This is a genomic window from Leptolyngbya sp. FACHB-1624 (assembly GCF_047649235.1).
In the GTDB taxonomy this organism is placed as follows: Bacteria; Cyanobacteriota; Cyanobacteriia; order Leptolyngbyales; family Leptolyngbyaceae; genus Leptolyngbya; species Leptolyngbya boryana.
The window spans coordinates 3,360,893-3,385,133 of sequence record NZ_CP180258.1 but is presented as its reverse complement, the minus strand read 5'-3'; the positions used below and the strand labels follow the sequence as shown (position 1 = coordinate 3,385,133).

Genomic DNA, 24,241 nt, shown 5'->3' with positions numbered 1-24,241 from the left:
TGCGTGGTTTAAGGTAGGATGAATTTATGTCTACTACACTCATTTCTGGAGTGCCGCATGTCTATGACTTGACGGCTCCGACTTCCCACTCCGAAACGCTGGTCTTTGTTCACGGTTGGATGCTCAGCCGAAATTATTGGCAACCTTTGATTGATCAGATGTCAGTTGATTATCAATGTCTGTCTTATGATTTGCGTGGCTTTGGTGAGTCTCAGCCCTATCGAGATAGTGTCACCTTGCCAGAGGTTCAATCCTCCGGAAACCTTGCTGTTGCGGTAAAGCCTCAAGTGACGCAATACAGTCTCTTATCGTATGCAAGAGATCTAGGCATGTTGCTCAGAGAGTTGCAGATTTCTAAGGCATGGTTGATCGGGCATTCGTTAGGAGGATGTGTGGCACTGTGGGCAGCAGATCAAATGCCCGAACAAGTTCAAGGCGTGATCTGCTTGAATTCAGGGGGCGGAATTTATTTGAAGGAAGCCTTTGAGCGGTTTCGATCGGCCGGGCAGCAAATGGTCAAATTTCGTCCAAAATGGTTGCCGCAGTTACCGGGATTAGATTTAGTATTCACGCGCGCAAATGTGGTACAGGCGATTGATCGATCGTGGGGTCGCCAGCGGTTGATTGATTTTGTCAAGGCTGATCCAGACGCTGCTGTTGGCACGTTGCTCGATTCGACGACAGAAGCCGAGGTGCATCGATTGCCGCAAGTTGTAGCACGCTTATCACAGCCTGTCTATTTTGTGGCAGGGACGAAGGATACGGTGATGGAGCCGAAATATGTTCGTCATCTTGCTAGTTTTCATCCGCGATTTGGCAGCGATGCGGACAATGTGCTAGAGATTGCCGATTGTGGACATTTATCGATGTTGGAAAAAACGGATGTTGTCGAGGCTCATATTCGTCGTATTTTGCGATCGTAAGTTCAACCAAGCAGAAATAGTTCTCAACGGTCTGCTCAAGGCTCAGATTCTCGCAAGCTAGGCGAAATGGGCAACGTTTATTCTTTGATCAAAGTGATAGTAGCTGCGATTCTTGTGATATATTGCTCCGCGGTGGGAGTGATTTTGTTACGAAGAATTTAAGTAAAAGCTACGTGAGCAAGATGCAAAGATCCGAAGAAAAAGCCCTGACTCGAATTCAAAAAGTAATCAAAAACACTGCTTTAGCTGTCAGTATTAGTCTGGGAGTCTGGAGCCAGTCTGAAGTTGCCACTGCCCAAACTTCGTTGTCCGATGCACCATTAAATTTTGCGGTGCGATCAACTTCTAGATTCTGCCGAAGCAATTTAGAATCTGCGATCGACGCTATTGTGAAAAATCCAAGATTTCGCAATGCTCGCTGGGGCATTCTGATTAAGCCGATCGAAACGCCTGCAATTCTCTACCAGTACAATCCGAATAGTTCACTTATTCCTGCCTCGAATGTCAAATTGCTGACGACCGCTGCCGCGCTGAAAATTGCTAGCACCAACAATCCTCAAACGATACCGTCTTTTAGTAACTGGGTGACTGAGGTCAATCGCTATAGCGATAACAATCGAGCAGATGCGCTGCGCCGTCGTATTGGAGGACAAGCTGCCATCAGAAATGCATTAGAACTGCTAGGAGTGAATGCCCAGAGCTATGCGCAAGTTGATGGTTCGGGACTCTCTCGCAATAATCGGGCAACGCCATCTGCTCTCGTTGCTCTCTTGGAAGGGATGTTTACGAATGATTCAAGTGGACTATTTTATCGATCTTTAGCTGTTGCCGGAGTGAATGGAACACTCCAAAATCGCTTTCGCAATACTCCTGTTCAAGGTCAATTTCATGGCAAGACTGGAACCTTGCGAGGAGTCAGGGCATTGTCTGGATATTTAGACAACCCGAACTATGGCACGATCGCGCTGAGTATTGTGGTCAATCAACCTGGGCAGTCAGGACAAGTCCTCGTCCAAGCAATCGACCAAATTGTGCTGAAAACGGCTCAAGTCGATCGCTGTGATTAGCCTGCGAATTCCGTGCTGAGGTGTATTGTGTGAGATCCTATTGATCAGGTGCTCGCACAAACTTCTCTTAAACTATGCCGCATACGATCGCTAAAATCTTGAAATTCTCCTTGATTGTTCTCCTCATTGCTGGAATGATTTGGGGAATCAATCAAATTGGTGTCGATCAACTCCGAACAGAAGTACAACGCTTTGGCGTATGGAGTCCGATTGTGTTACTTGGACTGCGGTTTGTCAGCATCGTGATTCCAATTCTTCCAGGGACGTTGTATGCGCTGCTCGCTGGCGGTCTGTTTGGATTTGGAGTGGGGTTAGCGACGATCGTTGTCGCCGATCTCCTTGCTTGTGTGCTGAATTTTTACCTAGCACGTCGCTATGGTCGATCTCTTGTCCAAAAGCTGGTGGGCGCAAAATTTATGGAGCGCGTCGATCGGTTTAGCCAAAAGCATCTAGAGAAGAATTTCTTCTTAGCCACGGGCTTTATGATGGGCGGTGGTTTTGATTTTGTCGCGTATGGGATTGGCTTAACTCAGATGCGATGGAAAAAATTCCTAGCATCTTTGGGGCTGAGCTTGATTGTTGCCAAGCCTCCAACAGTTGCTTTGGGTGCAGGATTATTTGATGGCGGTCAAGCAGTAATCGGAATCGCAGTTATCAGTTGCTTTGCACTCGCGGTCGTCACTGCACTTTTGAATCGGCAAGCAGACAGTTCATCGACAGAATAAAGACGTTGAATGATGAACATGGTGAAAAATCGAATATCTCAATCTTTGACGAATCAACAAGTTGAAGCACTACTATCAGACTCTAACTATAACCAGAATGTGGAACTCAGTGAGCGTTATGGTGGCGAAGTTTATCAATTGCAAGATAAACGAATTTTAGCAATTACAAATGGAGTATGCCGTAGTCGAATCTACCCTTCAATTGACATTTTTACTACTTCTCTAATCGATTTAGAAAGTGAGTGGCAAGGTGATGAAAAAAAGCCAGCCTTTCTGCCTCTTAAGAAGGCTCGTAAACTTCTAGAACGCAACTCAGGATGGAGCCAGAATCAAGATTTAGAAGAGCAGGCTAGAATAAAATTCTCTGAAATTTATGAACATGATGATGGGCAAATTCTTACGTTTCCTAGTGCACAAATTCTTAAGCAACCGTTCTCCAAACTGAAGGGAGCACTGCTGTATTCCTCTTTAGAATGCTACCAAGCACAGTACGAATTCCGGTCTAAACATATGCTTGCAGGTCTACTGCCACAGCAAAACAAATTCATTGAAGCTATTCCTAAACTTTGTACTAAACTCGGCACTCAGCTAGCAATTCCAGAGCAATATCTCGATAAGAGCGAAGCAAGTCTTAAGCACGTTGAATGGGCAATCAAACGGCATGGTAAGCGGAATTGCTTAAACTCTGAAGTTTTTCCATCTCTTCTTGCGTACATTGGAGAAGTTATCTGTCATGAAACCCATATAAGTTGGAAAATGAACCTACGAGAGGGGGAAATCTGGGAACCCTGGCTAGTTGCTTCTGATGGTTGTAAGTATGAGTTTTTTGTGGATTTGTACAAACAATTAGACAGTGAAGCTCTGCAAATCCGCACAACTGTAGAATGTCTTATTGATGCAATTAGAAGCAATAGTCGTTTTGACAACTTAGACTACCCATCTGATGATTACCAATTTCTTGATGGTGATGACGATGATTTAGGCATTGGTCTAGATTAACGATAAGAAAAGAACTCCAGGCTTGATTAAAACTTGGAGTTCTGTAGCTGCTCGAAACTTTAAAGATTCAGGTCAGGAGAATAGGGTGAAGATCTGAAATGATAGTTGCTACTCCCCACTCCCCACCCCGCAACATGAATGCGATCGACGATTACTCATCCGACTCAAAATGCGAGTCCAAGAAATTCAGCGCATGATTCCGCAGTTCATAGTAAGCAGGCGAATTGCGAATCTTCGCTCGATCGCGGGGATGCTCAAACGGGACTTCTAGAATCTCTCCGATCGTAGCTTCAGGTCCATTCGTCATCAGCACAATGCGATCGCTCATATAAATCGCCTCATCGACATCATGCGTAATCATCATCACCGCTTGCCGATGCTGCTCCCAAATTTCTAGTACCTGTCGCTGTAATTTACTCTTCGTCAACGCATCCAAGGCTCCAAACGGCTCATCCATCAGCAGCATTTTTGGGCGGATTGCTAATGCTCTCGCAATCCCGACTCGCTGCTTCATGCCGCCTGAAATCTCATCCGGATACTTATCCGCCGCAGCATTGAGATTCACCATGGCAATGTGTTCATTGACAACCTGTTTTTTCTCAGCCGCAGACAAGCCTCGCGACACTTCATCGACAGCTAAGCGAATGTTCTGTCGAACGGTTAACCAAGGCAGCAATGAATAGTTCTGAAACACCATCATTCTTTCTGCTCCGGGTTTGCGAATTTCTCGCCCTTCGAGTAAAACGGAACCTGAAGTCGATCGCTCTAGTCCCGCCACAATTTTTAGCAACGTAGACTTCCCACAGCCCGAATGCCCAATAATCGAGATATATTCGCGCTCCCCGATCGTTAAATTGACATCTTTGAGAATCACAGTTTCGCGATCGCCGTTTTTATACGATTTAGAAAGCTGCTGAATTTCAAGAAATGCTGGTGCATATGACATCCCAAACTCAGGCTTTGGCGCATTGAGCATGTTGAATTTTGTCATGAAGAACTCCTTCTAAAATACTCGTTAACTACGAAAAATAAACCTAGGAAAAATAGACTTTTGTAGCTTGCCTCGCCCGAATCTCGAAACTGTTGAGATACCCGACTGGATCGCTTGGGTCAAACGCTTTCTTGTCGATAAATGCTGCTGATGGCTCAACTTTGTAATCCTCAGTTGGACAAGCAATTCCCAACTCTGCTGCGACTTCGCGATAAATATCGGTGCGCCAAGATTTTGCTGCAATCTGATCCGCATCTTTCGGAATTTCTTTGATTTGTCCCCATCTCGCTGCTTGGGTCATCAGCCATAAACTGCGCGATTGCCACATAAAAGTAGAATGCTCATCTTTGACGTGAGGCACATCTTTCGGCATGTCGAAGAACATGGTTGTCGAATCTGATTTCACGGTTCGATTTTTGCCATCAAATCCGCCGTAGTTGTAGTCTCCTACGATCGCTGGTCGAGTAAATTTCACATTTGCTCCGGTATACGATCGTGCTGAAATAATCTGAGCGACTTCTTCTCGATTTTGATCACAGTAGCGACAGGCTTCGATCATCGCTTTGAGTAATGCCCGATAAGTTTTGGGATTCTCATCAATAAAAGATTGCATGACCGCAAGTAAGCGATCGGGATGTCCATTCCAGATCTCTCGTCCTTGAGCAAAAGTAAACCCGATGCCTTCATTCCCTGAAATTGCCCGTGTATTCCAGGGTTCAGCGACCATGTAACCTTGCATTGCGCCAATCCGCACATTCGTCACCATCTGGGGTGGGGGCACAATAATCACTCGAAACTCTTTGAGTGGATTGACTCCTGCTGCTGCAGCAACGTAGCGCACAAAGTACTCGTAGATTGAAGAACTGAGGACGACTGCCCAGACTCGTTGCTCTGAAGGTAAGTTATCAAAGTACTGTCGAAAGTCTTGCCCAAACGTGTCTAAGTTGCCGTTGTATGCTGACCAAGGACGCAATCCTGACTCCCACATTGCGCGATTCATCGTCATCGCATTTCCGTGATGATGAATGGTCATGCCAGCACACATCGGAGCATGGCGCGCGCCTTCTGCTCCAACTCGCGCATTTGTAACTGCTCCGGCAACGACGGGAGCCGCATCTAAGCGACCGAAGATTAAGCCATCTCGTGAGGTCGCCCAACTGGCTTCACGGCTCAATTGTACATTCAAGCCATATTTGCGAAAAAAGCCTTTTTCCCAAGCGATCGCAAATGGTGCACAGTCATTGACTGGAACATAGCCGATCGTCAAATTCGGTTTCTCTAACTCGCTCGATTGAATCACAGGAGTAACTGACATTGCAGCCTCAGAGAGTCCTTGGGGTGCACGACTGGCATTGATCGCACATGAAGGCAGTGAAGCTGCCACAGTCGATGTTCCCGCGCCGATTAAAAATGCTCGTCTTGTCCAATTTCTCATGCTCTACTCTCTGCATTCGGAGGATGTTCAGTTGAATGTCGGGTTCGGTTTAATGGTGCTACAGTAACTTCGGCTTTAGCGTCTAAAGCTCCTAGAATCAGGGACTTTAAGTTTTGAAACCTCTAAATTTTCAAGATCTGCTAAGCCTACAAATTGCTATCAATCGTTCCTGATAGCACGCAATTCTCTAGAGAGTTTCTCGAAGCTAAACCGATCGCCGACGATGTGTTACTAGAGCTTCAAGCTGGGCTAATCCAAAATCTAATAGCAATCCTGTTAAGCCAATGACAAACACGGCTAAAAACACAGAGCTAAGATTCAATCGACTCCATTCATCCCACACAAAGAATCCGATTCCCACTCCACCAGTTAGCATTTCGACTGCCACAATCACCAGCCAAGCAATTCCCAGGCTAATTCTCAAACCTGTAAAAATGTACGGCAAGCTAGCAGGGAGCACAATCTTCAGAATCCGTCGCCACTGCGGCATTTCCAACACTCGCGACACATCAATATAATCTTTTGGGACACTCGATACGCCCAACGCAGTGTTGATAATCGTTGCCCAAAGTGAAGTAATGAAGATCACGAAAATTGCTGAAGGATCAGCCAGATTGAAAATAGAAAGCGCGATCGGTAACCACGCCAGCGGTGAAACAGGCTTAAAAATCTGAATGACTGGATTAAGCGCCATCATTGCTTTTTCAGACATGCCAATCAAAAAGCCGACTGGAATCGCAACCAATGCGCCCAAGGTAAATCCGATCAATACCCGTCGCAAACTCGCAAGTAAGAGCCACCCTAATCCCAAGTCTCCGGGACCTCGACGATAAAACGGATGCAGAATGTAATCCAAATTCGCCACCAATGCTTCAGGAGGCGTTGGAATCAATTCAGGTTTGGCAAGCGCGATCGCCCACCACAGCACAATCACACCCAAAAAGCCCAGAATCGGTAAAAAGACACGATCGCGACTAATAACTGGGCGAACCCGCCGCCCCATCGCTTGAGAAACAACAGCAAACATTGCTGCCAAATTGATTTGCAGGATCATAAGTTTAGATTCTCCAGAGCCAAACTCTCGAATGCTGACGAAGTTAGCTGACGGGCGAGGGCTGCGAGATGCCCCCCATTGGGTTACTTAGAAATAACTAAGCTCACAACAGTAAGCCCCGAATAAACTGGTTCCTCCGCTTCAGAGATTACTCTCTGAATTAAGCTGACCGACTCGAATAGGAGATACTTTACCATCGAAGTATCAAAATGAACAATCTTTCTTTAGAAGTATTTCATGATCCTCTCACAACAGAATGCATAAAAATTCTCAATCGATTGGATAGTTTATCGATCGAACACTGTGCCCCTCTCCGATCTCTAGAACTAAATCTGCCTGCTTTAGCAGGGGCGGAATGAATAATTCAGGGTGTAAGGCTTGCCAAAAGTACTCGACAAATTCATCGATTTCAGCATCACTCATTCCAGATTTACCTTGAGCGATCATTTTATGCTCAGCTTCTTTCCGCCATTGTTTACTCAGTTGATACTCTGGAACATAGAGAATCACGAAGCGATCGAGTAATTCCCACAACGGTACATAGCTCTGTAATTGCTGATTCATGGCTTGTGCGAATTGCCGATCTGCAACGATCTCGAACTCAGAAACAATCGGACGTACTCCCACAAACCATCCTTCAAAGAGAATAATATCTGCCTGTGTAATGAGTTCTGGCTCACTGCGATCACCTTCTCCTCCATGAGCCGATTTATCAAATCTGGGCAGTGAGATCGGAAACTCTCCCCGCTGAAACTGCTGTAAAACCTCAATGCCTAATTGCACATCATGCGTTCCAGGTGGTCCTCGACGAATCATTCGCGGATCACGAGTTCGCAACCGAACTCGATCGACATACGGCAAATACAAATCATCAAGTGACCAACTCACAGTCGAGTAGCCGAGCTTGTTCAGAAGTAGCACAAGGACTTTAGTTAAGGTCGTTTTTCCAGTGCCTTGCCCACCCAGAAACCCCTGAATGAGAACACGAGATTGAGCGTTGCGCCAATGTGCAATCTGAAAGGCTAAAGGTACCCAGATCTTCTTAATGGTGTCAGGGTCGGGCACAATTTCGAGTTCGTTGCAGAGTTCTACGATCGCAGCTTCGTGGATTTTAAGAAACTCGGATCGATTCCTTTCAGACTCATAATCAATATCCATAGAATCAAGTCTTTATCCGTCGCAATTCTATTATTGAATCAAAAAAACCGGGAGAATCTATCCCCCGGTCTATAACCCCTGAAATCAAACCCTAGCTCGTGCAGCGATTATTTAGCAGCAGCTTTTTGTACTTCGCTCTTTCTCGCCTTGAACTGAGTTGCCAGATTTTCTAGTTCAGAACTGCTGAAGTTATCGCGCAATGCTGCAAAGAACGTGCTTTCTTCTTGACGAACGTGATCCATGATCTCATCCATCAACTTGTTCAATGCAGACATGAACTGATCCGACATCATGTCCATTTTTTCCATCGCTTCAAGTGCGGGGAACCAGGAATTTTGCTCATCGTAAAGTTCTTGCAAGTCGCTTTCAGCATACTTACCTCGAACTGCGGGATAAGCAATTTCGTTTTCAGCGATCGCATGAGCGCGTAAGTCACTCGCCAACTGAGTGAAGAACTCTTTGCGCTTCATCTGATCTTGCGTTCCTTTGATTTCAGCAAACAGAACATTCACTTTTTGGTGATCCATCCGAATCACATCTTGAATGTTCATATCAGACTTGCCACTCGCTTGCGTGACAACACTACCTGCTACACCAGACAGTGCCGCAACCGCATCTTGAACCCGGCTCCACAGTCCTTGGTCTGCATCCATTCCGGTCAATTCCCGCACGCCCAACGTTTCGAGAACGCCTTTGAGTTGCTCTTGGTGAGCACGGTTTTCAAAGTTGACAGTATTTAGTGGAGTAATCGCCGCTTCGATATCTGCACCCACGCGCTGAGCAGCTTTGTGAATCGTGATTCCGGTCATCACTTGTTGATGTTTCATCAATTCATGTTGAAACACCTTTTCATACATGGTCAATTCGGAACCAGACATCATCTGATCCATCTTGCTGACGAATTCGCTAATCGTCTGCTTCGGTTCAGATGGCACACCATATTGAACAATCACAGTGTCCAAGATTCCCAGGTTCTTCTGGTCATCTTTCAGCATCTCTTGAAAGCGCTTGGCAATCTCAGAATCCGTCGTTGCTGAAATAAATTTCTGTTCATTAGAAATGATTAATTCTTGAACAGCTTTCATATCCGCAAGCTTCATCGCGATCGCTTTGCGTTTCGTGTCGTCTACTGTTGTAACCATAATGAGTGTTCTCCAAATTTGCTCTTATTGAGATTTCGGTATTCGTTCCAGCTTTGAGCTTCGCACAGGCATCTAGAAACAACATCATTCCCGTGGTTGACTAAAATGTTGGGTAAATCACCTTCGGGATCAGACTCTAGATACACGTAGAATCTAAAATTTCGTCTTTAGATAGTTGCCTTTTGCTCAGTTGTGCTAGACGCTTTTGAATAAGAATAAAAAATGGGATGCTTAGGCGAATCGTGCCGCTAGGACTGTTCGCACATCACGTGAGAGAAATGCTAGGAGCAAGTATCGATGTCTACTTATGATGTGGTCATAATTGGTGCAGGTCACAATGGGTTAGTCTGTGCTGCCTATTTACTTAAAGCAGGGTACAAAGTGCTTTTGCTCGAAAAGCGAACGGTTCCAGGGGGAGCCGCGACAACCGAAGAACTTCTACCCGAAGAAGCACCTGGATTTCGATTTAATCGATGTGCGATCGATCATGAATTTATCCATCTTGGTCCAGTGGTCGAAGAACTGGAGCTAGAAAAATATGGGTTGAAGTATCTTTACTGTGATCCGGTTGTCTTCTGTCCGCACCCGGATGGCACTTACTTTCTGGCACATCAGTCTGTTGAAAAAACTTGTGCTGGAATTGCTCAATATAGTGAGCGAGATGCGAGAAAGTATGCAGAGTTTGTGGATCTGTGGCAGCGGACGATTAACGCCATGATTCCGATGTTTAATGCTCCTCCTAAGTCAATTATTGATATTGCTGGAAACTATGATCTCAAGAAGATCAAAGATTTTCTATCAGTAGTTGGTTCCACGAACAAAGCACTCGATTTTGTGCGAACGATGCTTTCGAGTGCTGAGGATATTTTGCATGAGTACTTTGACACAGAAACAGTCAAAGCACCTCTAGCTCGATTAGCAGCAGAAATGAGTGTGCCGCCTTCTCAGAAGAATTTAGCGATCGGGGCAATGATGATGGCAATGCGACATCATCCAGGAATGGCACGACCGCAAGGGGGAACAGGTGCGCTGACCGCTGCTTTAGTAAAATTAGTTCAATCTCTAGGCGGGGAAATTCTCACAGATCAATCAGTGAAGCAAATTCTGATTGATGATGGAAAAGCAGTGGGTGTCAGAGTTGCAACAGGTCGGGAATATCGAGCGACTCGTGGCGTAGTTTCTAACATTGATGCGCGACGAGTATTTTTGCAGCTTGTTGATCCAAGCGATGTAGATTCAGCCGATGAACATTTGCGAGAAAGGCTCGATCGTAGAATCGTGAACAACAATGAAACGATTCTAAAAATCGATCTGGCAATGTCTGAACCCTTGAAATTTATTCATCACGATCACAAAGATGAGTATCTCATTGGTTCAGTGCTGATTGCGGATTCGGTTAAGCATGTAGAAATTGCTCATCACGATTCTTCGATCGGTAAAATTCCCGATGCTGATCCCTCGATGTACATTGTTCAACCGACGATGCTCGATCCGACGATGGCTCCTGAAGGTGGTCATACGGTGTGGATTGAATTCTTCGCGCCTTATTACGTTGAGAATGCTGAAGGAACAGGCTTGAATGGCACAGGTTGGACAGATGAATTGAAAAATAAAGTTGCCGATCGTGTCGTCGATAAGCTGGCTGACTATGCGCCTAATGTGAAAACAGCTACGATCGCTCGTGCGGTTGAAAGCCCTGCCGAGTTAGGGGAACGGCTTGGCTCTTACAAAGGTAATTACTATCACATTGATATGACCTTAGAGCAGATGGTCTTTTTCCGACCTTTGCCAGAGATTGCGAATTATAAAACCCCGATCGACAATCTTTATCTCACAGGAGCAGGAACACATCCGGGTGGGTCAATTTCGGGAATGCCGGGGCGGAATTGTGCGCGAGTGTTTCTCCATGCTCAGCAACCGTTTTTGCAGACGTTTCGGGATGCAGGCAGTTCGATCAAGTCTGTTTTTGATGGGTTGTTTCAGAAATAATTACGATCGATGGTTTGATCCTCGTGCTGGTTGATTTGATAAAACGAGTGAGCTTCTCTTTGCTGCGGTGCTTCTCTGAGCGAATTAAAGAATTAGGAATCCTGGGTGGTGCTGATGAATTAATTCTTACAATTGAGAAAAAGCTAGAGGATGATTCATGTTTGAAAAGAAGCCCCCGGGAAATCCAACTCAGTCTCAGTCGATCGGTGGAAATGTCACAGGTAGCCAAGTGCAGATGGCGCAAGCGGGTCGTGATCTGACGGCGGTTCAGCGCGGTGACTCGGACGATCAGACGCAAGGCATGACGATCGCTGAAGTGGTGCAACTGCTGGAAAAGCTAGAAACAGCGATTAAATCATCCGGGGTCGCTGAGACAGAACAAGAAGAAATGCTGGATTATCTCGACGCTGCTAAGAAAGAGGCGAAAAAAGAAGCGGCGAAGAAAAAGGAAGCGAATAAGACCCTGATTGGCGAGAATCTGAAGCAAGTGAGTGAGACGATGAAGAACTTGCAGGAGACTTCGGAGGCGGCAAAGGGTTTATGGCAGACGGGAGCAGAGATCTTGAAAGCGATCGCGCCTTGGCTTGGGGTGGCGGTGCATTTCTTTGGGATTTAAGGATTAGCGATGGCTTCTCAAGATCAAAACATCGGTGGCGATATTAACAATAGCGAGGTCGATCTCACTCAAGCAGGGCGAGATCTGAAACAGATTGCAGGCGACGATCGCAGTACGACGATCTACCAAACTTTCCTGCAAACCTTTCCGCAGCCTGGGAAAAAGTGGGACGATCGACAATCTCGCATTCTTGCCAAAATGCAGGAGGACGTGATCGCCCGGCTGGATTTTACGCTGAATGATGACGATGTTTTGATTCCGTTGCGGATGAAATCATATGGTGCAAATTCGAGTAAGGCATCGCTGAAATTGCGGCGGAAGTTGAAAACAGAAGGTCAGGAAGAAGTTGACCTGGATTTGAATGAAGCGATCGTAAAAGTCTTCTGTCGAAAAGATGTTCGCAAGAAATTGCTGATTTTGGGTGCGCCAGGAGCAGGGAAAACGACGACCCTGTTGACCTTGGCGCGAGATTTGTTGGCGGGCGCGATCGAGAATCCGGGGTCTGTGATTCCGATTATTTTTGAGTTATCGACTTGGAAGACGGGGAAGATCGAGGATTGGCTGGTGCAGCAGCTTCGATCGGGGTTTGACTTGGCGGAAGATCAGGGAAAGGCTTGGATTGACAAACAATTGCTATTGCCGCTCATGGATGGGTTAGATGAGTTGGGGATAGAGCAGCAGACGCAGTGTATTGCAGCACTAAATGAGTTTGCGAGTGGGTATCCGCATTTAGTCGTTTGTTGTCGGGTGCAAGAGTATGAGGATGCCGGAGCGAATTTGAGAGCGATGCCGGGACAGATTTGTTTGCAATCGCTGAGTGAGGCGCAGATTCAGCAATATTTACAGGAGATTGAACTGGATTCGTTGTGGCAGGCGATTCAAACTTCGGCAGAGATGCGGCAGATGTTGCAGCCAGACAAAGACGGGAATCCGGGAATTTTTCAGGTTCCGTTGCTGTTGAGTATTGCGGCTGAGGCGTATGATGGGCAGCCGTTTTCGAGCCGAGAAGAATTATATGAAGCGTTTATCCAGAAGCGATTACAGCAGGAGACGCGCGAGATTGAGCGACAATTTAGACGAAAGCAGAAGAAACAATGGGCTTATGATAATACCGAATCTGAGCCAGGCTTCAAGGAAACTCGAAAGGTGCTAGCCTGGTTTGCACAGCACTTGAAAACCCATGAGCAGATAGAGATATTAATTGAGGGAATACAGCCCCATTGGCTTGAGATAGCTCGATTGCGTTATCAATATCAACTAGTCTTTGGACTAGTATGTGTGTTATTCATGGGGTTAGTAACTGCAATAATCTATGGGCTAATCTATGGATTGGTTTATGGGTTATGGTGCGGGCTAATATTCGGTTTGCCGTTTGGGTTAGTAGTTGGTTTAGTTAATCGACAGACGGACATAACACCTATTGAGATGTTTCATATTGCAATGTCACAGAAACTTCCAAAAAAGGTGATGCGTACTTTATGGAAGTTACTGATTGATAAACCAATTAATTCTGGCTTTGTCATAACATTGAGCATACTAGTGATCGTATTACAGTCGTTAAACAAAAAGCTGCTGTTGCTCCTTGATAGACTGAGCGATATATACCGAAGAATACCAAAAGTACTGAATAAGAAGCGAATTTGGTACGCTTCTTTTAGATTGCTTATGACGTTTCTTTTTCGTCAGTTACTAATAGCGTTGATGATTCCTGCAAAACTTATCCTACGTATAACAAATGTCTCTATAGATGGACTTACCAGTGCTGCAAATAAGATTAAAAAGATCGAAAATATAGTACATGCATCTCAAAAGAAGATTCAACTACGAGCAAAACCTAATCAGGGTATCTGGAATTCAAGAGACAGCTTCTTCTTGCTTACATTCTTGGTGTGTCCAATTTTAGTTTTGTTGGTGTATCCAATTTTAGTTGTGATATACATTTCCCCAGAACTCATTCGTCAGATAGCCCAAGGGCTCGATTGGAAGGTGCTATTTTCGAGATACATATCATCATCACTATTACCGGCTAGCCTATGGCAAAGTATATTTATTAGTTTTTTATTTGGTGGTGGAGTAGTTTGTCTTCAACATTTTTGTCTTCGCCTCGTTCTCTGGCAAAACGGTATTGCTCCATGGAATATCTCAAAATTTCTAAACTATTGTACTGAACGCCGACTCTTGCAGAATCTTAGTGGACGCTACCGTTTTCTCCACCGCGAACTCCTCGACTACTTCGCCACCTTGCGAGTTTGAGCTTCACCCGAATCGAACTAAGCGATAATTGAGACATCCTAAAGCAGTCAACTCTCAAATGTCTGAACGACTTGAGCAAGCAATCTCACAATGAAAGACCTTACCGATCAGAAACAAGAAGCGATCGTCACGCTAATTCTGCAAGAAGAAGATGAATTTGAAGCGATCTCCGATCAACTTGCAGACGACTTTCAAAGTTTTGTTGGCTCAAATGTACCCCTTCTATCCGACACTGCCATCAGTCGAGTCGGTATCTATGAGGAGCATCTCTAATCTTTCTATCTCGTAACCTACTCACTCGATCGCATAATCACCCATCTGTCTAAAACTCGGCGGATGCAATCCTAAAACAATATCTTGCCGTTCGACTCCCGCCTGCATCAGCGATCGAGCAATATCGACATCAGTGCGATTCTCTTGTATCCAAACCTTGCCATTGATCAAATCGAGATGCACAATCGGCAAAAAGACCCGTTCATCTTCTCCACGCCACCCCAAATCCAGCAGTTGATAGCGATCGTGTACTGTATCAAAGACTGGAACCGTCTCAATCTCATCCTTAGAAGCGTGTAAAAACTGATTCAACACGTCAATGACGATCGCTCGATAATCATTTTTTTTCGGGCTTAAGTCGAGTGTGGCATTGGGCTGACAGGTGGCATCCATTGTCGAATCTCCTTTTCCTTAACATCAATCAATATCAGTCGAACATTGTGAGCTTGAAGACTCGCTTGAAAAAACTCATCGGTGAAATGTCGATCGTAAATGAAGCTAGGAACTGCAAGATAGGGAATTCGGGGTGATTCAATCCGCTCTAATACTAAACGATAGTGCAAATATTGCCCGATCGCCTGATGAAACTCATACACAACGCTCGGAGCAATGAAGCTTTTAACTTCTACCGCAATCTGAATATTTTCCTTCTCAGCAATCAAAAGCCGCTCTGCTGATAAATCGACCTCCAAGCGGGTCTTGCCGTATCTCAGAGTTAAGGGTGCAATCTGCACCCACCCGTCTTTAGCTAATGCCTCTCTGACAGCCTCATGAAAAATATCTTTTGCTGGCATCCTTCAGCCCTACAACTTCGGACTCCGAGTATGCCAATCCGTCGCCTGCTCATAAGCATACGCAACTTGGAAAACCTGATCCTCTCTCAACACATTGCCAATAATCTGAAGCCCGATCGGTAAACCTTGCGAATCAAATCCACAAGGCACACTCATTCCCGGCAATCCTGCCAAATTCACCGGAATCGTCATCAAGTCAATCAGATACATACTCAATGGATCTTGTGACTTATCGCCGAGCTTAAATGCAGTCGTCGGAGCCGTCGGTGAAACTAAAACATCCACTTCCTCAAACGCTTTTTCAAAATCTTGTTTGATCAGCGTTCTCACCTTCTGAGCCTTCAAATAGTACGCATCGTAATATCCAGCCGAGAGGGCATACGTGCCGATCATGATCCGGCGCTTCACCTCTGCACCAAATCCTTGCGATCGCGTTTTCGTATACATCTCCATCAAATTCTCAGCATCCTCAATCCGCGCCCCATATTTCACGCCGTCATATCGTGCCAAATTCGCCGAAGCCTCAGACGGAGCAATAATGTAATACGCTGCAATTCCATAACGGAATCGAGGGCAAGAAATTTCTTTGACTTCTGCACCTAACGCTTTGAGCTGATCGATCGCAGCATTCACCGATTTCTCGACTTCGGGATCAAGCCCTTCGCCAAACGTTTCTTTGATGACTCCAACTTTTTTCCCTTTCAAATCAGTCGTGAGAAACTGCGTGTAATCAGGAACGTCTACTTTCAAACTCGTAGAATCTTTCGGATCGTATCCCGCGATCGCATTGAGCAAAATTGCTGCATCTTCCACCGATCGCGCAAACGGGCCAATCTGATCCAACGACGACGCAAACGCCACTAATCCATATCTCGAAACCAAGCCATAAGTCGGCTTCATCCCCACAATTCCACAGAATGAAGCAGGCTGACGAATCGATCCACCCGTATCTGATCCGAGTGAAATCGGGCATTCTCCACCTGCAACTGCCGCGGCTGACCCACCAGACGACCCGCCCGGAACCCGTGAAATATCCCAAGGATTCGCTGTCTTCGCATAAGCTGAAGTCTCGGTCGATCCGCCCATTGCGAACTCATCGAGATTCGTCTTGCCGACCATCACCGCGCCCGCATCGATCAATTTCTGCGTCACCGTCGATTCATAAGGCGGCACAAAATTCTGCAAAATCTTAGACGCGCAAGTGGTTGGAACCCCTTGTGTACAGAGATTATCCTTAATCGCGATCGGGATTCCCGCCAGCAGCCCAATTTCTTCTCCGGCTGCAATCTTTTCATCAATTCGCTTCGCCTGTTCTAATGCGCGATCGTTCGTGACCTGCAAAAAACTATGCAACTTCGGCTCCAATGCTTGAATCCGATCCAGCGACTCCTGCACAATCTCAACGCAAGACCGCTCTTTGCTAATCAGTTGCTGATGCAACTCACGAATCGATGCCATACGAACCTTCCTCAATAGACGTGCGCACTCAAAAATCTGCACAAGTTTACAGTATAGGGGAAGCCAGAGATCGAGCGTTAGAAAAAAAGACGTTATCCCACTAGCAAATTCTGGGAATTTTGAGAGCAAAGCAGAAACTTTAAACTTCTATGACTGCGTTGCGAATTCTATTCGCGCTTGGCTCAGTCAGCGGCTGGAATAATTTCTGCGTCAGTTCTAGGGGGCTAGGTTAAATTGTTTACATCAATTTCCTACGCGCTCTATGATTTCAAATTCCTGAAATTCGCGATATTTCTCAGTTTTTCGTCCAAGTTTTCTGTGGCGTGCATGTGATTACTCTAACTTTATTACACCCAGTTCAGCTAACGCCCGTTCAACACTGGACTTTTGAGGACTCCCCAGTGGTAAAAGTCGGTCGATCGACTGACAATCACGTTGTGCTGTATAGCGCAGTTGTGTCTCGTTACCACGTCGAACTTCGGCAAGTCAACTTAGCCTGGGAGTTGGTCAGTCTCGGTGCGAATGGGACTTATTTTGAAGGCAAACGAGTCTTACAATTGCCTGTGCGAGATGGCATGATTTTCCGACTCGCGCGATCGGGTCCCAATCTTCAAGTTCATTTTGGGCGACCTGAAACTCTAACCGTGAAGCGTTCTGTTGAGCCTGCGAAAATTCCCGTTGCGGCTCTCAATATACCGTTTACAAGTACCGAGGATGAGGATAGAACTCAACCTCTGCTCAATACTCAAACGATCGCGGTTTCAGATTCTAAGACAACGATGGATACAGATGTATCTTTCGGGCATCCCAGTGCGGAGTGGATTCGCAAGCAGGATGAAACGAGAATCGGCAAATATCAAGAGATTCAACTGCTCAGCCAAGGCAAAGTGGGGATCACCTATCTGGGAGAGCAAGACGGCGAATTGCTGCTGCTCAAAACGCTCAATCCTGATTGGATCAATCATCCCCAAGCGCTTGCCTTGTTTGAACGTCAGTCTAAGATGCTCAAGCAACTGAATCATCCTGGTCTTCCGCGCTGGCGGGATTTTTTTCGGATTGACGGACAACCTTTTCTTGTGACAGAGCGGATTTCTGGGCAGACGCTCTGTCACTACATTGGCGATCGCGGCAAAGTCGAACTCAAGCAAGCGATCGCGTGGATGGTAGAAGTCTGCGAAATCTTGGAATATCTCCATGACCAATCTCCTCCTGTGTTGCACCAAGATCTTCGTCCTCATAATTTGATTTACCGTGCTCACGCTACGTCTTCCTATCAGCTTGCGTTGGTCGATTTTGGCAGTGTCCGGGGATTGGGTATGGATGAGACTTCTGCCGCTTATCTTGCACCAGAGCAAAAAAATGGACAGGCAACATACCTTTCTGATCTCTATGCGCTCGGCACAACGTTAGCCTTTCTGATTTCAGGGCAACATCCGCATCTGTTTTACCGACAATGGCGGCAGGAATATCGCTTCAGTCCCGATTTGATTCCGGGATTACTACCGCAATTGATCGAAGTTTTATATCAATTAACCGAACCGAACCCGGCAGATCGCTATCAGTCTGCGCGTGAAGTTCTAACGGCATTGAGATCGCTGATTTAAGCCAAAATCTGAGCAACGTATGCGATGATGAAATCCGTTTGTTTCATCCTGGCTCATGAAGATTGCAACTTGGAATGTCAACTCGATTCGGACTCGTCTGACGCATGTTACAGACTGGCTGACAGCGAATCCAATCGAGCTATTGTGCGTACAAGAAACAAAAGTGGTCGATGAGTTATTCCCATATGAAGCGATTCAATCGATCGGCTATCATGCGGCGGCATTTGGACAAAAGAGCTATAACGGCGTTGCCTTGATTAGTCGATCGCCTTTAGAACACGTCGATCGCGGATTTGGAGCGATTCTTCCTGCCGAGATTGTGGGTGATCTTGATGATCAAAAACGAGTCATTAGTACAGTAATTGATGGCGTTCGAGTGGTGAATCTCTATGTGCCCAATGGCTCAGCCGTGGATAGTGAAAAGTATGTCTACAAGCTACGCTGGCTGAAGGTGCTGCGAGAATATTTAGCAGTTTTGCTAGAACAATCGCCTTCTCTACTTGTCTGTGGAGATTTCAATATTGCGTTAGAAGATATTGATATTCACAATCCCAAAGGTCGCGAAAAGCAGGTGATGGCAACCGATGTGGAGCGAGATGCATTACGGCAGGTCTTGGAATTGGGGTTATCTGATGCGTTTCGGAAGTTCACAACCGAAAGCGGACATTTTAGCTGGTGGGATTATCGATCGGCTGGGTTCCGTCGGAATGCAGGTTGGAGAATTGATCATCATTACCTGACGCCAGATTTGTACGATCGAGCAATTTCCTGTGTCATCGATCGCGCTCCTCGTGAACTTGAACAACCCAGCGATCATACTCCCGTTGTCGTAGAATTCTGATCTCCTCCAAAGGCTTAGAACCTAAAGAACAACCGTGTGTTCTTGCAATTTAGCCCAATTCTTAGCTTCTGCGATAGTAAAAAAGTACTTGAAACAGCAATGCTGCTACGATCGGAATCACGATCGGAATGAGCACTACAAATCCCCAGCGATCGAACTGGAGTGGTTGATCTTTCGGTTTCAGGAGATATACACCTGCTGCAATTCCAGCGATCGTGCAGAGGATACCGAACCCTAGAAAAATAACAAATCCTGACTCTGGAATTCCCATACTGTTGCTCATGCACTGGCGCACTTGATTCTAGAGGAATTGACACAGTGTGCTGCTCCAACCCGTGATAGATCTGCTAAAGATCTATCCGAACGGCATTTTTCAAATCAATCGGGATGACAGGATTTGAACCTGCGGCATCCTGCTCCCAAAGCAGATGTACTATTTCTCTAAAAATGGCGGTAAACTAGGCATATCAAGCGATTCAGGCTCTATCTCTGGTGTGTTCAATCATCTTGAATCACCCTAAAACGTCCTTAATCGCGACAAAATTTAGGGCTAGTTTAGGGCTGAGTATGGATCAGGTTCAGAAGATTAACGATCGCTTGAAAGCCGCTTGTATTCCGGTTCGCGTCATCCCCAAGGGCAAGAATTTAGGATTACGTGCCACGCTACCGAAGAAGCCTCAAGACGGCATTGGACGGAAGCAATATGACATCAGCTTGAGAATCCCTGCATCAAAGGACGGATTGAAGCGAGCAGAGCGAGAAGCCCACAAGTTGGCGCAATCCCTCGCCGATGGTTCATTCGATTGGGAGGTCTACCTTCACCCAGACCATGATCCGGAGTCAAAGAGGATCGCGCAGTGGGTTGAAGAATTCAAGGCTGAATACTTCAGAACGCATCGGATTCAAGAGGCGACCTGGATCAACACATGGCTTTCAACGCTCCGAAAACTGCCACAGGACGCACCGTTAAAGGATGCAGATTTGCTTGCCGTCGTTTTATCTACAAAAGAAAACACCCGCAATAGAGAATTAGCCTGTCAACGGCTCCAAAAGTTAGCTGATTTTGCAGGATTGACGATCAACTTATCCGTATACGCAGGCGCTTATGAACCTAAACCACGTGATATCCCGGATGACAAAACAATCGTAGAATGGCGCGATCGTATTCCTTGCTCTAAATGGCAGTGGGCTTATGGTGCGATGGCTGCATTTGGCATCAGACCACATGAAATCTACGCCTGCCAAATGCTTGACCCTTTAACTTTGCGGGTGCATGACAGCACAAAAACCGGGAGCCGCCTTGCAAGGGCGATTCACCCGGAATGGTCTGAACAGTGGAATTTAATCGAGATGAACTCGCCTCAGACTACCAGGCAAGGCAATCGAGAGCGAGGGCAACTGGTGAGCCGCCAATTCGGAATCCAGCGTTATAACCTGCCATTTGTGCCCTACGATCTGCGACACGCTTACGCTGTGAGGGCTTCAGTTGTGAAAGGCTTGCCTGTCAGTACCGCAGCCGCGTTGATGGGTCACAGTCCGGATGTGCATTTGAGAACGTATCACCGATGGTTGAGCGATGCCGAGAATGAGCGAGTTTATCGATCGCTCATTCTGGGTGAATCCTAAACTGCCCGAATCTGTCGAAAATGACGCTGTAAAGCCTTTCGGCAGGTTGGGACATGATACTGCCAGGTAGGACGTTCACCCGCGCTCATGTTCCGGATTTCGCCTTTAGATTCGCTGAATGCACCATCTAGCCTGAGTTTTTGAAGATGTCTTGCTGATTTGATGCCTTCTGGCTTGAGCGAGATCGCCGCATCTGCCCCAGACATCCAGCCATCGGCAATCGCCGGATGTCCTTCGAGTTGGGCTCGAAGTGCCGTAACCTCAACTAATAGCCTTTGTTGCGTAAGGTACATTTCCGCGAGTAGTTTTTCGGAGTCAGGGGTCATTTATGCGACCTCCTGATCTTTCTTCCATTGCCGTCTGATAGCCCGAATTTCTTCGTAGACGTGGGGCAGTGCTAGTTCCTTGAGTTTCGGTTTTGCAACTTTTCTGATTTGCTCTGGGAATTTTCCTAGCCCGATTAATTTGTTTTTGAAGTCTGGTTGTCCATACGAATCTAGAATGCCTGTCACAATCTCGATCGCTTGGGCTTCAACGTCAATAGGGATTGCGTCATCGCATTCCCCAACGTACCCGTACACTTGCTGCATCATCAATCCACGATCGAACCCGGACGATTGCGTTTCTTCGTCAGAGCCATGCGAGAAATCCTCTGTCTCGTCGATTTGCTCAATTTTCTTGGAGCTAAGTTCTTGCTCTCTAACCGTGGCAATCAGCGACAATTCATCAGAGCCAGGGGACTTGAATTTAACCCCGTGAAGAACCATGCCGGATGACATTTTTTTCTTAAACACGACTGGGAGCTTCACAATGCTTCCTTGAGTTTTGTTGGTTCCGAGAATTTCCCCGATGTATTCAGCAAACTCCTTGCCTGACTTGGGTTTAGAGCCGCTCTTAATACAGAAATCGTGGTAGTTGCCGTAGGCAGTGTCGAGGTCGCCAATCTTGCTTCCCACGGGAATCCTACTGTTTTCGTCCATGACCACGCACTCGTCTAACCAATGAAGGACTGAGTTCGTTCTGATTTTATAGTCCCAGGTTTTATCCGCGATCGCTTCGGATGTCCCATCGACTTGCTGCAATGTTCTGATGATCACTTCTTCTGGGATTTCAAGAAGTGCGTTCGTAAAAGCTGAAAGTTCCGACTCAAATTTCTTACCTAAATTAGGGTCTGGCTCCTTCACAACCAAATCGAACGGTACAACGACTTGTCTACGATCAATCGCCTGATCTCCTGGGAACACCGGATGGTTAGAACTAACAAGGATCAAGCCTTCAAAAACAAAGTTGCTTGCTTGCTGACACTTCACCTCCGCGACTACCCTATCTTCGCCTGTGAGATTTTTGAAGGCTCTCAGCGCTGATTTGCTTTCTGTCTTCTCGGAATCGTTGAAAACCATTAGTCTCTTGTTCCGGGCATTTGCTAGATCGAATTGATTGACTGCCAATCGATCTAAGTCGGTTGCGTAAACGTTCCTTTCTCCAATTAAAGCTTGGAGTAGTCGCGTAAACGTTCCTTTCCCAGATCCAGGTCGTCCCGTCACATTCAAGAACTTCTGAATTTTGTTCATCCCGCGCAGGACGGCAGCACAGAAACAAATCAGCAGTCTTTTCGCATGATTGTCACCCTGAGTCGCCTCAGAAAACCATTTGTCGATTTCTGGATAGTCTTTCGCAGACAGATCATGCTCTCTGGGCATTTGCCACGTAAACCGATAAATGGGGCTGTGTGGCAATAGTTCGCCCGTATCGAGATTGAGTACTCCGTTTTTGAATGGAAGCAGTCCTTTACTTTCTTCCCACTTGTCGTCTGTGACTAAGTTTCGTAGCAGATTGCAGATTGACGTAATATAGCGATCGTTGTAAGCTCCGTCAAAATCATTCGCGCCATCAAGGATCTTTTGAATCTGTCTGTAAGCAAGCTCAAGAGCCATTTCCGACCACAACCCGTCTGACTCCTTACCGTAACGATAAAACGTCTTCTGAGCGGGAATCCACGACCACGTATGGCGATAGCTTTCATAAAGAATGTTGGCAACGCTTCCCTCTCTCGGTAGTTTGATGCCGTTGTCGTCGTATTCCACCGGGATGAGTGGATAGCCTGGATAGTCTCTCGCAATTCTTTCTTGTCTCTGAGCCTCTTTCTCCTTCCGCTCCAGTTCTCGCCGTTTTTTCTTCTCTCGATTTTGCTGCGCTTCGATCCGCTTCCTGAAGTTGCTAAGCATTGACTTCAAGGATTGTTTTTGAGCCTCCTCAAAGGTTTTGTCAATCGCATCGATCAGCGAAGTTTGCTCCCCTCTATTCAAGTGCTTTGCAGCCAAGTTAAGGACAACCTTGATGCACCGCCATTTCTTTTCGATGTCACCCTCAAGACTCCCCCATTGACCCGAAAGCTTCATCAGAAATGCGCGAGGATTCATCGCAGAGTCAATCAAAACTTTGTAATCTTCGGCTGTGTAGCCTGCCTTGAAATATTCGCAGAGTCCTGCTTTCGGTTCTCCTGGAATTTGGGGGACTAGCTGAATTTTGCCGCCTGTCCACATCGCAGCATTAAACAGATTGAGAAGCACGCTTGGATTTGTCCAACCGTCTGCATCAAACAGAATCGTCATCTTCGATCCTTTAGGCAAGGCTTTCTTATAATGACTAACGCCCGCGATCGCACCCGTTGCTATTCCACCGTGAACGGTTCCAGCAAAACCATCTTTCCAGCCTTCAGTGATAACTTTTGCGCCAACCGGAAGATATGCCTTAGAGCCTTTGCCGCAAGTAGTTAGGTACTTCACTGGTTCGCCGTTCTTAATTGGCGGGTTGTCTGCGCGGATCTGTCCAAAGTCGCCACCAAAAGGAAACCACAACCCAGAAGGCGAAACAGTCTTGCCGTCATCGCCTTTGCAGAAAATGCCGCGCTTTCTAGCTTCCTCGGAAGAGATCGATTCGATTCCGTCCGCTTCCATTTGGCGGATTTGATCCAGGTTGAAGCCCTCAGATAGTAAATGATCTCTGTGTTCCTGTGTAAGCTTACTAGGTTGTTCCAGGTACGGTTTTTCGATTACGTCAAAAGAGCCTTGCTCTTTTGGTAAGATTGAGATATCTTGCATTTTGAACGAAAAATTCTTGAATAAACCCCTGGTCTTGCAGCCGCCAAGCTCTAACAAGACTGGGGTTTGTTTTTGTTTGTGGGGCACTGTTGCGACAGCGTTGGCTATTTTTGTCAGTCCGCGATTAGTTTCCGCGATTGATTTCTTGAAAAGTTCGCTGATTAATTCGTTGTTAGTTCATTGATTTGCGGG

At 46.3% G+C, this 24,241-nt stretch carries 22 protein-coding genes and 1 riboswitch; of the genes, 11 read left to right on the top strand and 11 right to left on the bottom strand.

What is annotated here, in order from left to right:
- Positions 1 to 26: 26 nt before the first annotated feature.
- The 4 genes from ACMUEV_RS15875 (at position 27) to ACMUEV_RS15860 (ending at position 3,714) form a co-directional block, all read left to right on the top strand.
- A complete protein-coding gene (locus tag ACMUEV_RS15875; protein ID WP_190652293.1) occupies positions 27 to 923 on the top strand; it encodes an alpha/beta fold hydrolase in 897 nt (298 codons plus the stop codon).
- A gap of 182 nt (positions 924 to 1,105) precedes the next feature.
- On the top strand, positions 1,106 to 1,990 hold the full coding sequence (locus tag ACMUEV_RS15870) for a D-alanyl-D-alanine carboxypeptidase (protein WP_017288148.1): 885 nt from the start codon (positions 1,106 to 1,108) through the stop codon (positions 1,988 to 1,990).
- A gap of 74 nt (positions 1,991 to 2,064) precedes the next feature.
- On the top strand, positions 2,065 to 2,715 hold the full coding sequence (locus tag ACMUEV_RS15865; protein ID WP_190652292.1) for a TVP38/TMEM64 family protein: 651 nt from the start codon (positions 2,065 to 2,067) through the stop codon (positions 2,713 to 2,715).
- An 18-nt stretch (positions 2,716 to 2,733) separates the two neighbouring features.
- Positions 2,734 to 3,714 (top strand): hypothetical protein, encoded by a 981-nt coding sequence (locus ACMUEV_RS15860; protein ID WP_026148628.1) that lies wholly within the window; start codon positions 2,734 to 2,736, stop codon positions 3,712 to 3,714.
- A 151-nt stretch (positions 3,715 to 3,865) separates the two neighbouring features.
- On the opposite strand, the gene ACMUEV_RS15855 is transcribed toward ACMUEV_RS15860, so the two are convergent.
- The 5 genes from ACMUEV_RS15855 to ACMUEV_RS15835 all read right to left on the bottom strand — a co-directional run bounded on the left by ACMUEV_RS15855 (position 3,866) and on the right by ACMUEV_RS15835 (position 9,494).
- The gene (locus ACMUEV_RS15855; RefSeq protein ID WP_017288151.1) at positions 3,866 to 4,705 is read right to left on the bottom strand and encodes an ABC transporter ATP-binding protein; all 840 of its coding nucleotides are present in this window, start codon (positions 4,703 to 4,705) and stop codon (positions 3,866 to 3,868) included.
- 43 nt (positions 4,706 to 4,748) lie between these two features.
- On the bottom strand, positions 4,749 to 6,140 hold the full coding sequence (locus ACMUEV_RS15850; protein ID WP_190652291.1) for an ABC transporter substrate-binding protein: 1,392 nt from the start codon (positions 6,138 to 6,140) through the stop codon (positions 4,749 to 4,751).
- A 205-nt stretch (positions 6,141 to 6,345) separates the two neighbouring features.
- A complete protein-coding gene (gene ntrB, locus ACMUEV_RS15845; protein ID WP_190652290.1) occupies positions 6,346 to 7,194 on the bottom strand; it encodes a nitrate ABC transporter permease in 849 nt (282 codons plus the stop codon).
- Positions 7,195 to 7,211: 17 nt separating this feature from the next.
- A riboswitch (cyclic di-AMP (ydaO/yuaA leader) is annotated at positions 7,212 to 7,371 on the bottom strand.
- Between the two features lie 93 nt (positions 7,372 to 7,464).
- Positions 7,465 to 8,352, bottom strand: coding sequence for a glycerate kinase (locus ACMUEV_RS15840; protein ID WP_190652289.1), 888 nt, complete (start codon positions 8,350 to 8,352; stop codon positions 7,465 to 7,467).
- Positions 8,353 to 8,459: 107 nt separating this feature from the next.
- Positions 8,460 to 9,494 carry a hemerythrin domain-containing protein gene (locus tag ACMUEV_RS15835; RefSeq protein ID WP_017288155.1) on the bottom strand — a complete coding sequence of 345 codons (1,035 nt, stop codon included), beginning with the start codon at positions 9,492 to 9,494 and terminating at the stop codon, positions 8,460 to 8,462.
- A gap of 297 nt (positions 9,495 to 9,791) precedes the next feature.
- Between ACMUEV_RS15835 and crtO the strand changes: the two genes are divergently transcribed.
- The 4 genes from crtO to ACMUEV_RS15815 all read left to right on the top strand — a co-directional run bounded on the left by crtO (position 9,792) and on the right by ACMUEV_RS15815 (position 14,625).
- Positions 9,792 to 11,483 carry a beta-carotene ketolase CrtO gene (gene crtO / locus ACMUEV_RS15830; protein ID WP_190652288.1) on the top strand — a complete coding sequence of 564 codons (1,692 nt, stop codon included), beginning with the start codon at positions 9,792 to 9,794 and terminating at the stop codon, positions 11,481 to 11,483.
- 157 nt (positions 11,484 to 11,640) lie between these two features.
- The gene (locus tag ACMUEV_RS15825) at positions 11,641 to 12,099 is read left to right on the top strand and encodes a hypothetical protein (RefSeq protein WP_190652287.1); all 459 of its coding nucleotides are present in this window, start codon (positions 11,641 to 11,643) and stop codon (positions 12,097 to 12,099) included.
- A 9-nt stretch (positions 12,100 to 12,108) separates the two neighbouring features.
- Entirely contained in the window at positions 12,109 to 14,352 is a 2,244-nt protein-coding gene (locus tag ACMUEV_RS15820; protein ID WP_190652286.1) for an NACHT domain-containing protein, read from the top strand.
- A 90-nt stretch (positions 14,353 to 14,442) separates the two neighbouring features.
- Complete coding sequence (locus tag ACMUEV_RS15815; RefSeq protein ID WP_190652285.1) at positions 14,443 to 14,625, top strand: hypothetical protein; 183 nt, start codon at positions 14,443 to 14,445, stop codon at positions 14,623 to 14,625.
- A 21-nt stretch (positions 14,626 to 14,646) separates the two neighbouring features.
- Here ACMUEV_RS15815 and ACMUEV_RS15810 read toward each other — a convergent pair whose 3' ends face one another.
- From ACMUEV_RS15810 to gatA, 3 genes are read right to left on the bottom strand one after another with little or no spacing between them, the layout of a single operon-like run.
- Positions 14,647 to 15,018: a XisI protein gene (locus tag ACMUEV_RS15810; RefSeq protein ID WP_190652284.1), complete on the bottom strand. Its 372-nt coding sequence runs from the start codon at positions 15,016 to 15,018 to the stop codon at positions 14,647 to 14,649.
- Positions 14,979 to 15,419 carry an element excision factor XisH family protein gene (locus ACMUEV_RS15805; protein WP_190652283.1) on the bottom strand — a complete coding sequence of 147 codons (441 nt, stop codon included), beginning with the start codon at positions 15,417 to 15,419 and terminating at the stop codon, positions 14,979 to 14,981. Before ACMUEV_RS15805 ends, ACMUEV_RS15810 begins: the two co-directional genes overlap by 40 nt.
- 9 nt (positions 15,420 to 15,428) lie before the next feature.
- On the bottom strand, positions 15,429 to 16,877 hold the full coding sequence (gene gatA / locus ACMUEV_RS15800; RefSeq protein WP_190652282.1) for an Asp-tRNA(Asn)/Glu-tRNA(Gln) amidotransferase subunit GatA: 1,449 nt from the start codon (positions 16,875 to 16,877) through the stop codon (positions 15,429 to 15,431).
- A 401-nt stretch (positions 16,878 to 17,278) separates the two neighbouring features.
- Between gatA and ACMUEV_RS15795 the strand changes: the two genes are divergently transcribed.
- Entirely contained in the window at positions 17,279 to 18,481 is a 1,203-nt protein-coding gene (locus ACMUEV_RS15795; protein WP_347277621.1) for a protein kinase domain-containing protein, read from the top strand.
- 55 nt (positions 18,482 to 18,536) lie between these two features.
- Entirely contained in the window at positions 18,537 to 19,322 is a 786-nt protein-coding gene (xth, locus tag ACMUEV_RS15790) for an exodeoxyribonuclease III (protein ID WP_190652280.1), read from the top strand.
- 61 nt (positions 19,323 to 19,383) lie between these two features.
- Here the strand turns inward: xth and ACMUEV_RS15785 are convergent, their stop codons facing one another.
- Positions 19,384 to 19,605 (bottom strand): hypothetical protein, encoded by a 222-nt coding sequence (locus ACMUEV_RS15785; protein ID WP_242044605.1) that lies wholly within the window; start codon positions 19,603 to 19,605, stop codon positions 19,384 to 19,386.
- Between the two features lie 284 nt (positions 19,606 to 19,889).
- Here ACMUEV_RS15785 and ACMUEV_RS15780 point away from each other — a divergent pair, with 284 nt between their 5' ends.
- Positions 19,890 to 20,948, top strand: a complete 1,059-nt coding sequence (locus ACMUEV_RS15780) for a hypothetical protein (protein WP_190652279.1) — start codon at positions 19,890 to 19,892, stop codon at positions 20,946 to 20,948.
- Here the strand turns inward: ACMUEV_RS15780 and ACMUEV_RS15775 are convergent.
- A complete protein-coding gene (locus ACMUEV_RS15775; RefSeq protein WP_190652278.1) occupies positions 20,945 to 21,274 on the bottom strand; it encodes a hypothetical protein in 330 nt (109 codons plus the stop codon). The two genes, ACMUEV_RS15780 and ACMUEV_RS15775, sit on opposite strands and share 4 nt — an antisense overlap.
- Positions 21,275 to 23,905: a phage/plasmid primase, P4 family gene (locus ACMUEV_RS15770; protein ID WP_190652277.1), complete on the bottom strand. Its 2,631-nt coding sequence runs from the start codon at positions 23,903 to 23,905 to the stop codon at positions 21,275 to 21,277.
- Positions 23,906 to 24,241: the final 336 nt, after the last annotated feature.

Coding starts and splice junctions, on each gene's coding strand:
- crtO (WP_190652288.1), top strand. CDS start 9,792: ATGTCTACTTATGATGTGGTCATAATTGGTGCAGGTCACAATGGGTTA.
- ACMUEV_RS15855 (WP_017288151.1), bottom strand. CDS start 4,705: ATGACAAAATTCAACATGCTCAATGCGCCAAAGCCTGAGTTTGGGATG.
- ACMUEV_RS15860 (WP_026148628.1), top strand. CDS start 2,734: ATGGTGAAAAATCGAATATCTCAATCTTTGACGAATCAACAAGTTGAA.
- ACMUEV_RS15805 (WP_190652283.1), bottom strand. CDS start 15,419: ATGCCAGCAAAAGATATTTTTCATGAGGCTGTCAGAGAGGCATTAGCT.
- ACMUEV_RS15775 (WP_190652278.1), bottom strand. CDS start 21,274: ATGACCCCTGACTCCGAAAAACTACTCGCGGAAATGTACCTTACGCAA.
- ntrB (WP_190652290.1), bottom strand. CDS start 7,194: ATGATCCTGCAAATCAATTTGGCAGCAATGTTTGCTGTTGTTTCTCAA.
- ACMUEV_RS15835 (WP_017288155.1), bottom strand. CDS start 9,494: ATGGTTACAACAGTAGACGACACGAAACGCAAAGCGATCGCGATGAAG.
- ACMUEV_RS15820 (WP_190652286.1), top strand. CDS start 12,109: ATGGCTTCTCAAGATCAAAACATCGGTGGCGATATTAACAATAGCGAG.
- ACMUEV_RS15850 (WP_190652291.1), bottom strand. CDS start 6,140: ATGAGAAATTGGACAAGACGAGCATTTTTAATCGGCGCGGGAACATCG.
- ACMUEV_RS15810 (WP_190652284.1), bottom strand. CDS start 15,018: ATGGATGCCACCTGTCAGCCCAATGCCACACTCGACTTAAGCCCGAAA.
- gatA (WP_190652282.1), bottom strand. CDS start 16,877: ATGGCATCGATTCGTGAGTTGCATCAGCAACTGATTAGCAAAGAGCGG.
- ACMUEV_RS15875 (WP_190652293.1), top strand. CDS start 27: ATGTCTACTACACTCATTTCTGGAGTGCCGCATGTCTATGACTTGACG.
- ACMUEV_RS15815 (WP_190652285.1), top strand. CDS start 14,443: ATGAAAGACCTTACCGATCAGAAACAAGAAGCGATCGTCACGCTAATT.
- ACMUEV_RS15865 (WP_190652292.1), top strand. CDS start 2,065: ATGCCGCATACGATCGCTAAAATCTTGAAATTCTCCTTGATTGTTCTC.
- ACMUEV_RS15870 (WP_017288148.1), top strand. CDS start 1,106: ATGCAAAGATCCGAAGAAAAAGCCCTGACTCGAATTCAAAAAGTAATC.
- ACMUEV_RS15825 (WP_190652287.1), top strand. CDS start 11,641: ATGTTTGAAAAGAAGCCCCCGGGAAATCCAACTCAGTCTCAGTCGATC.
- ACMUEV_RS15840 (WP_190652289.1), bottom strand. CDS start 8,352: ATGGATATTGATTATGAGTCTGAAAGGAATCGATCCGAGTTTCTTAAA.
- ACMUEV_RS15785 (WP_242044605.1), bottom strand. CDS start 19,605: ATGAGCAACAGTATGGGAATTCCAGAGTCAGGATTTGTTATTTTTCTA.
- xth (WP_190652280.1), top strand. CDS start 18,537: ATGAAGATTGCAACTTGGAATGTCAACTCGATTCGGACTCGTCTGACG.
- ACMUEV_RS15780 (WP_190652279.1), top strand. CDS start 19,890: ATGGATCAGGTTCAGAAGATTAACGATCGCTTGAAAGCCGCTTGTATT.
- ACMUEV_RS15770 (WP_190652277.1), bottom strand. CDS start 23,905: ATGGAAGCGGACGGAATCGAATCGATCTCTTCCGAGGAAGCTAGAAAG.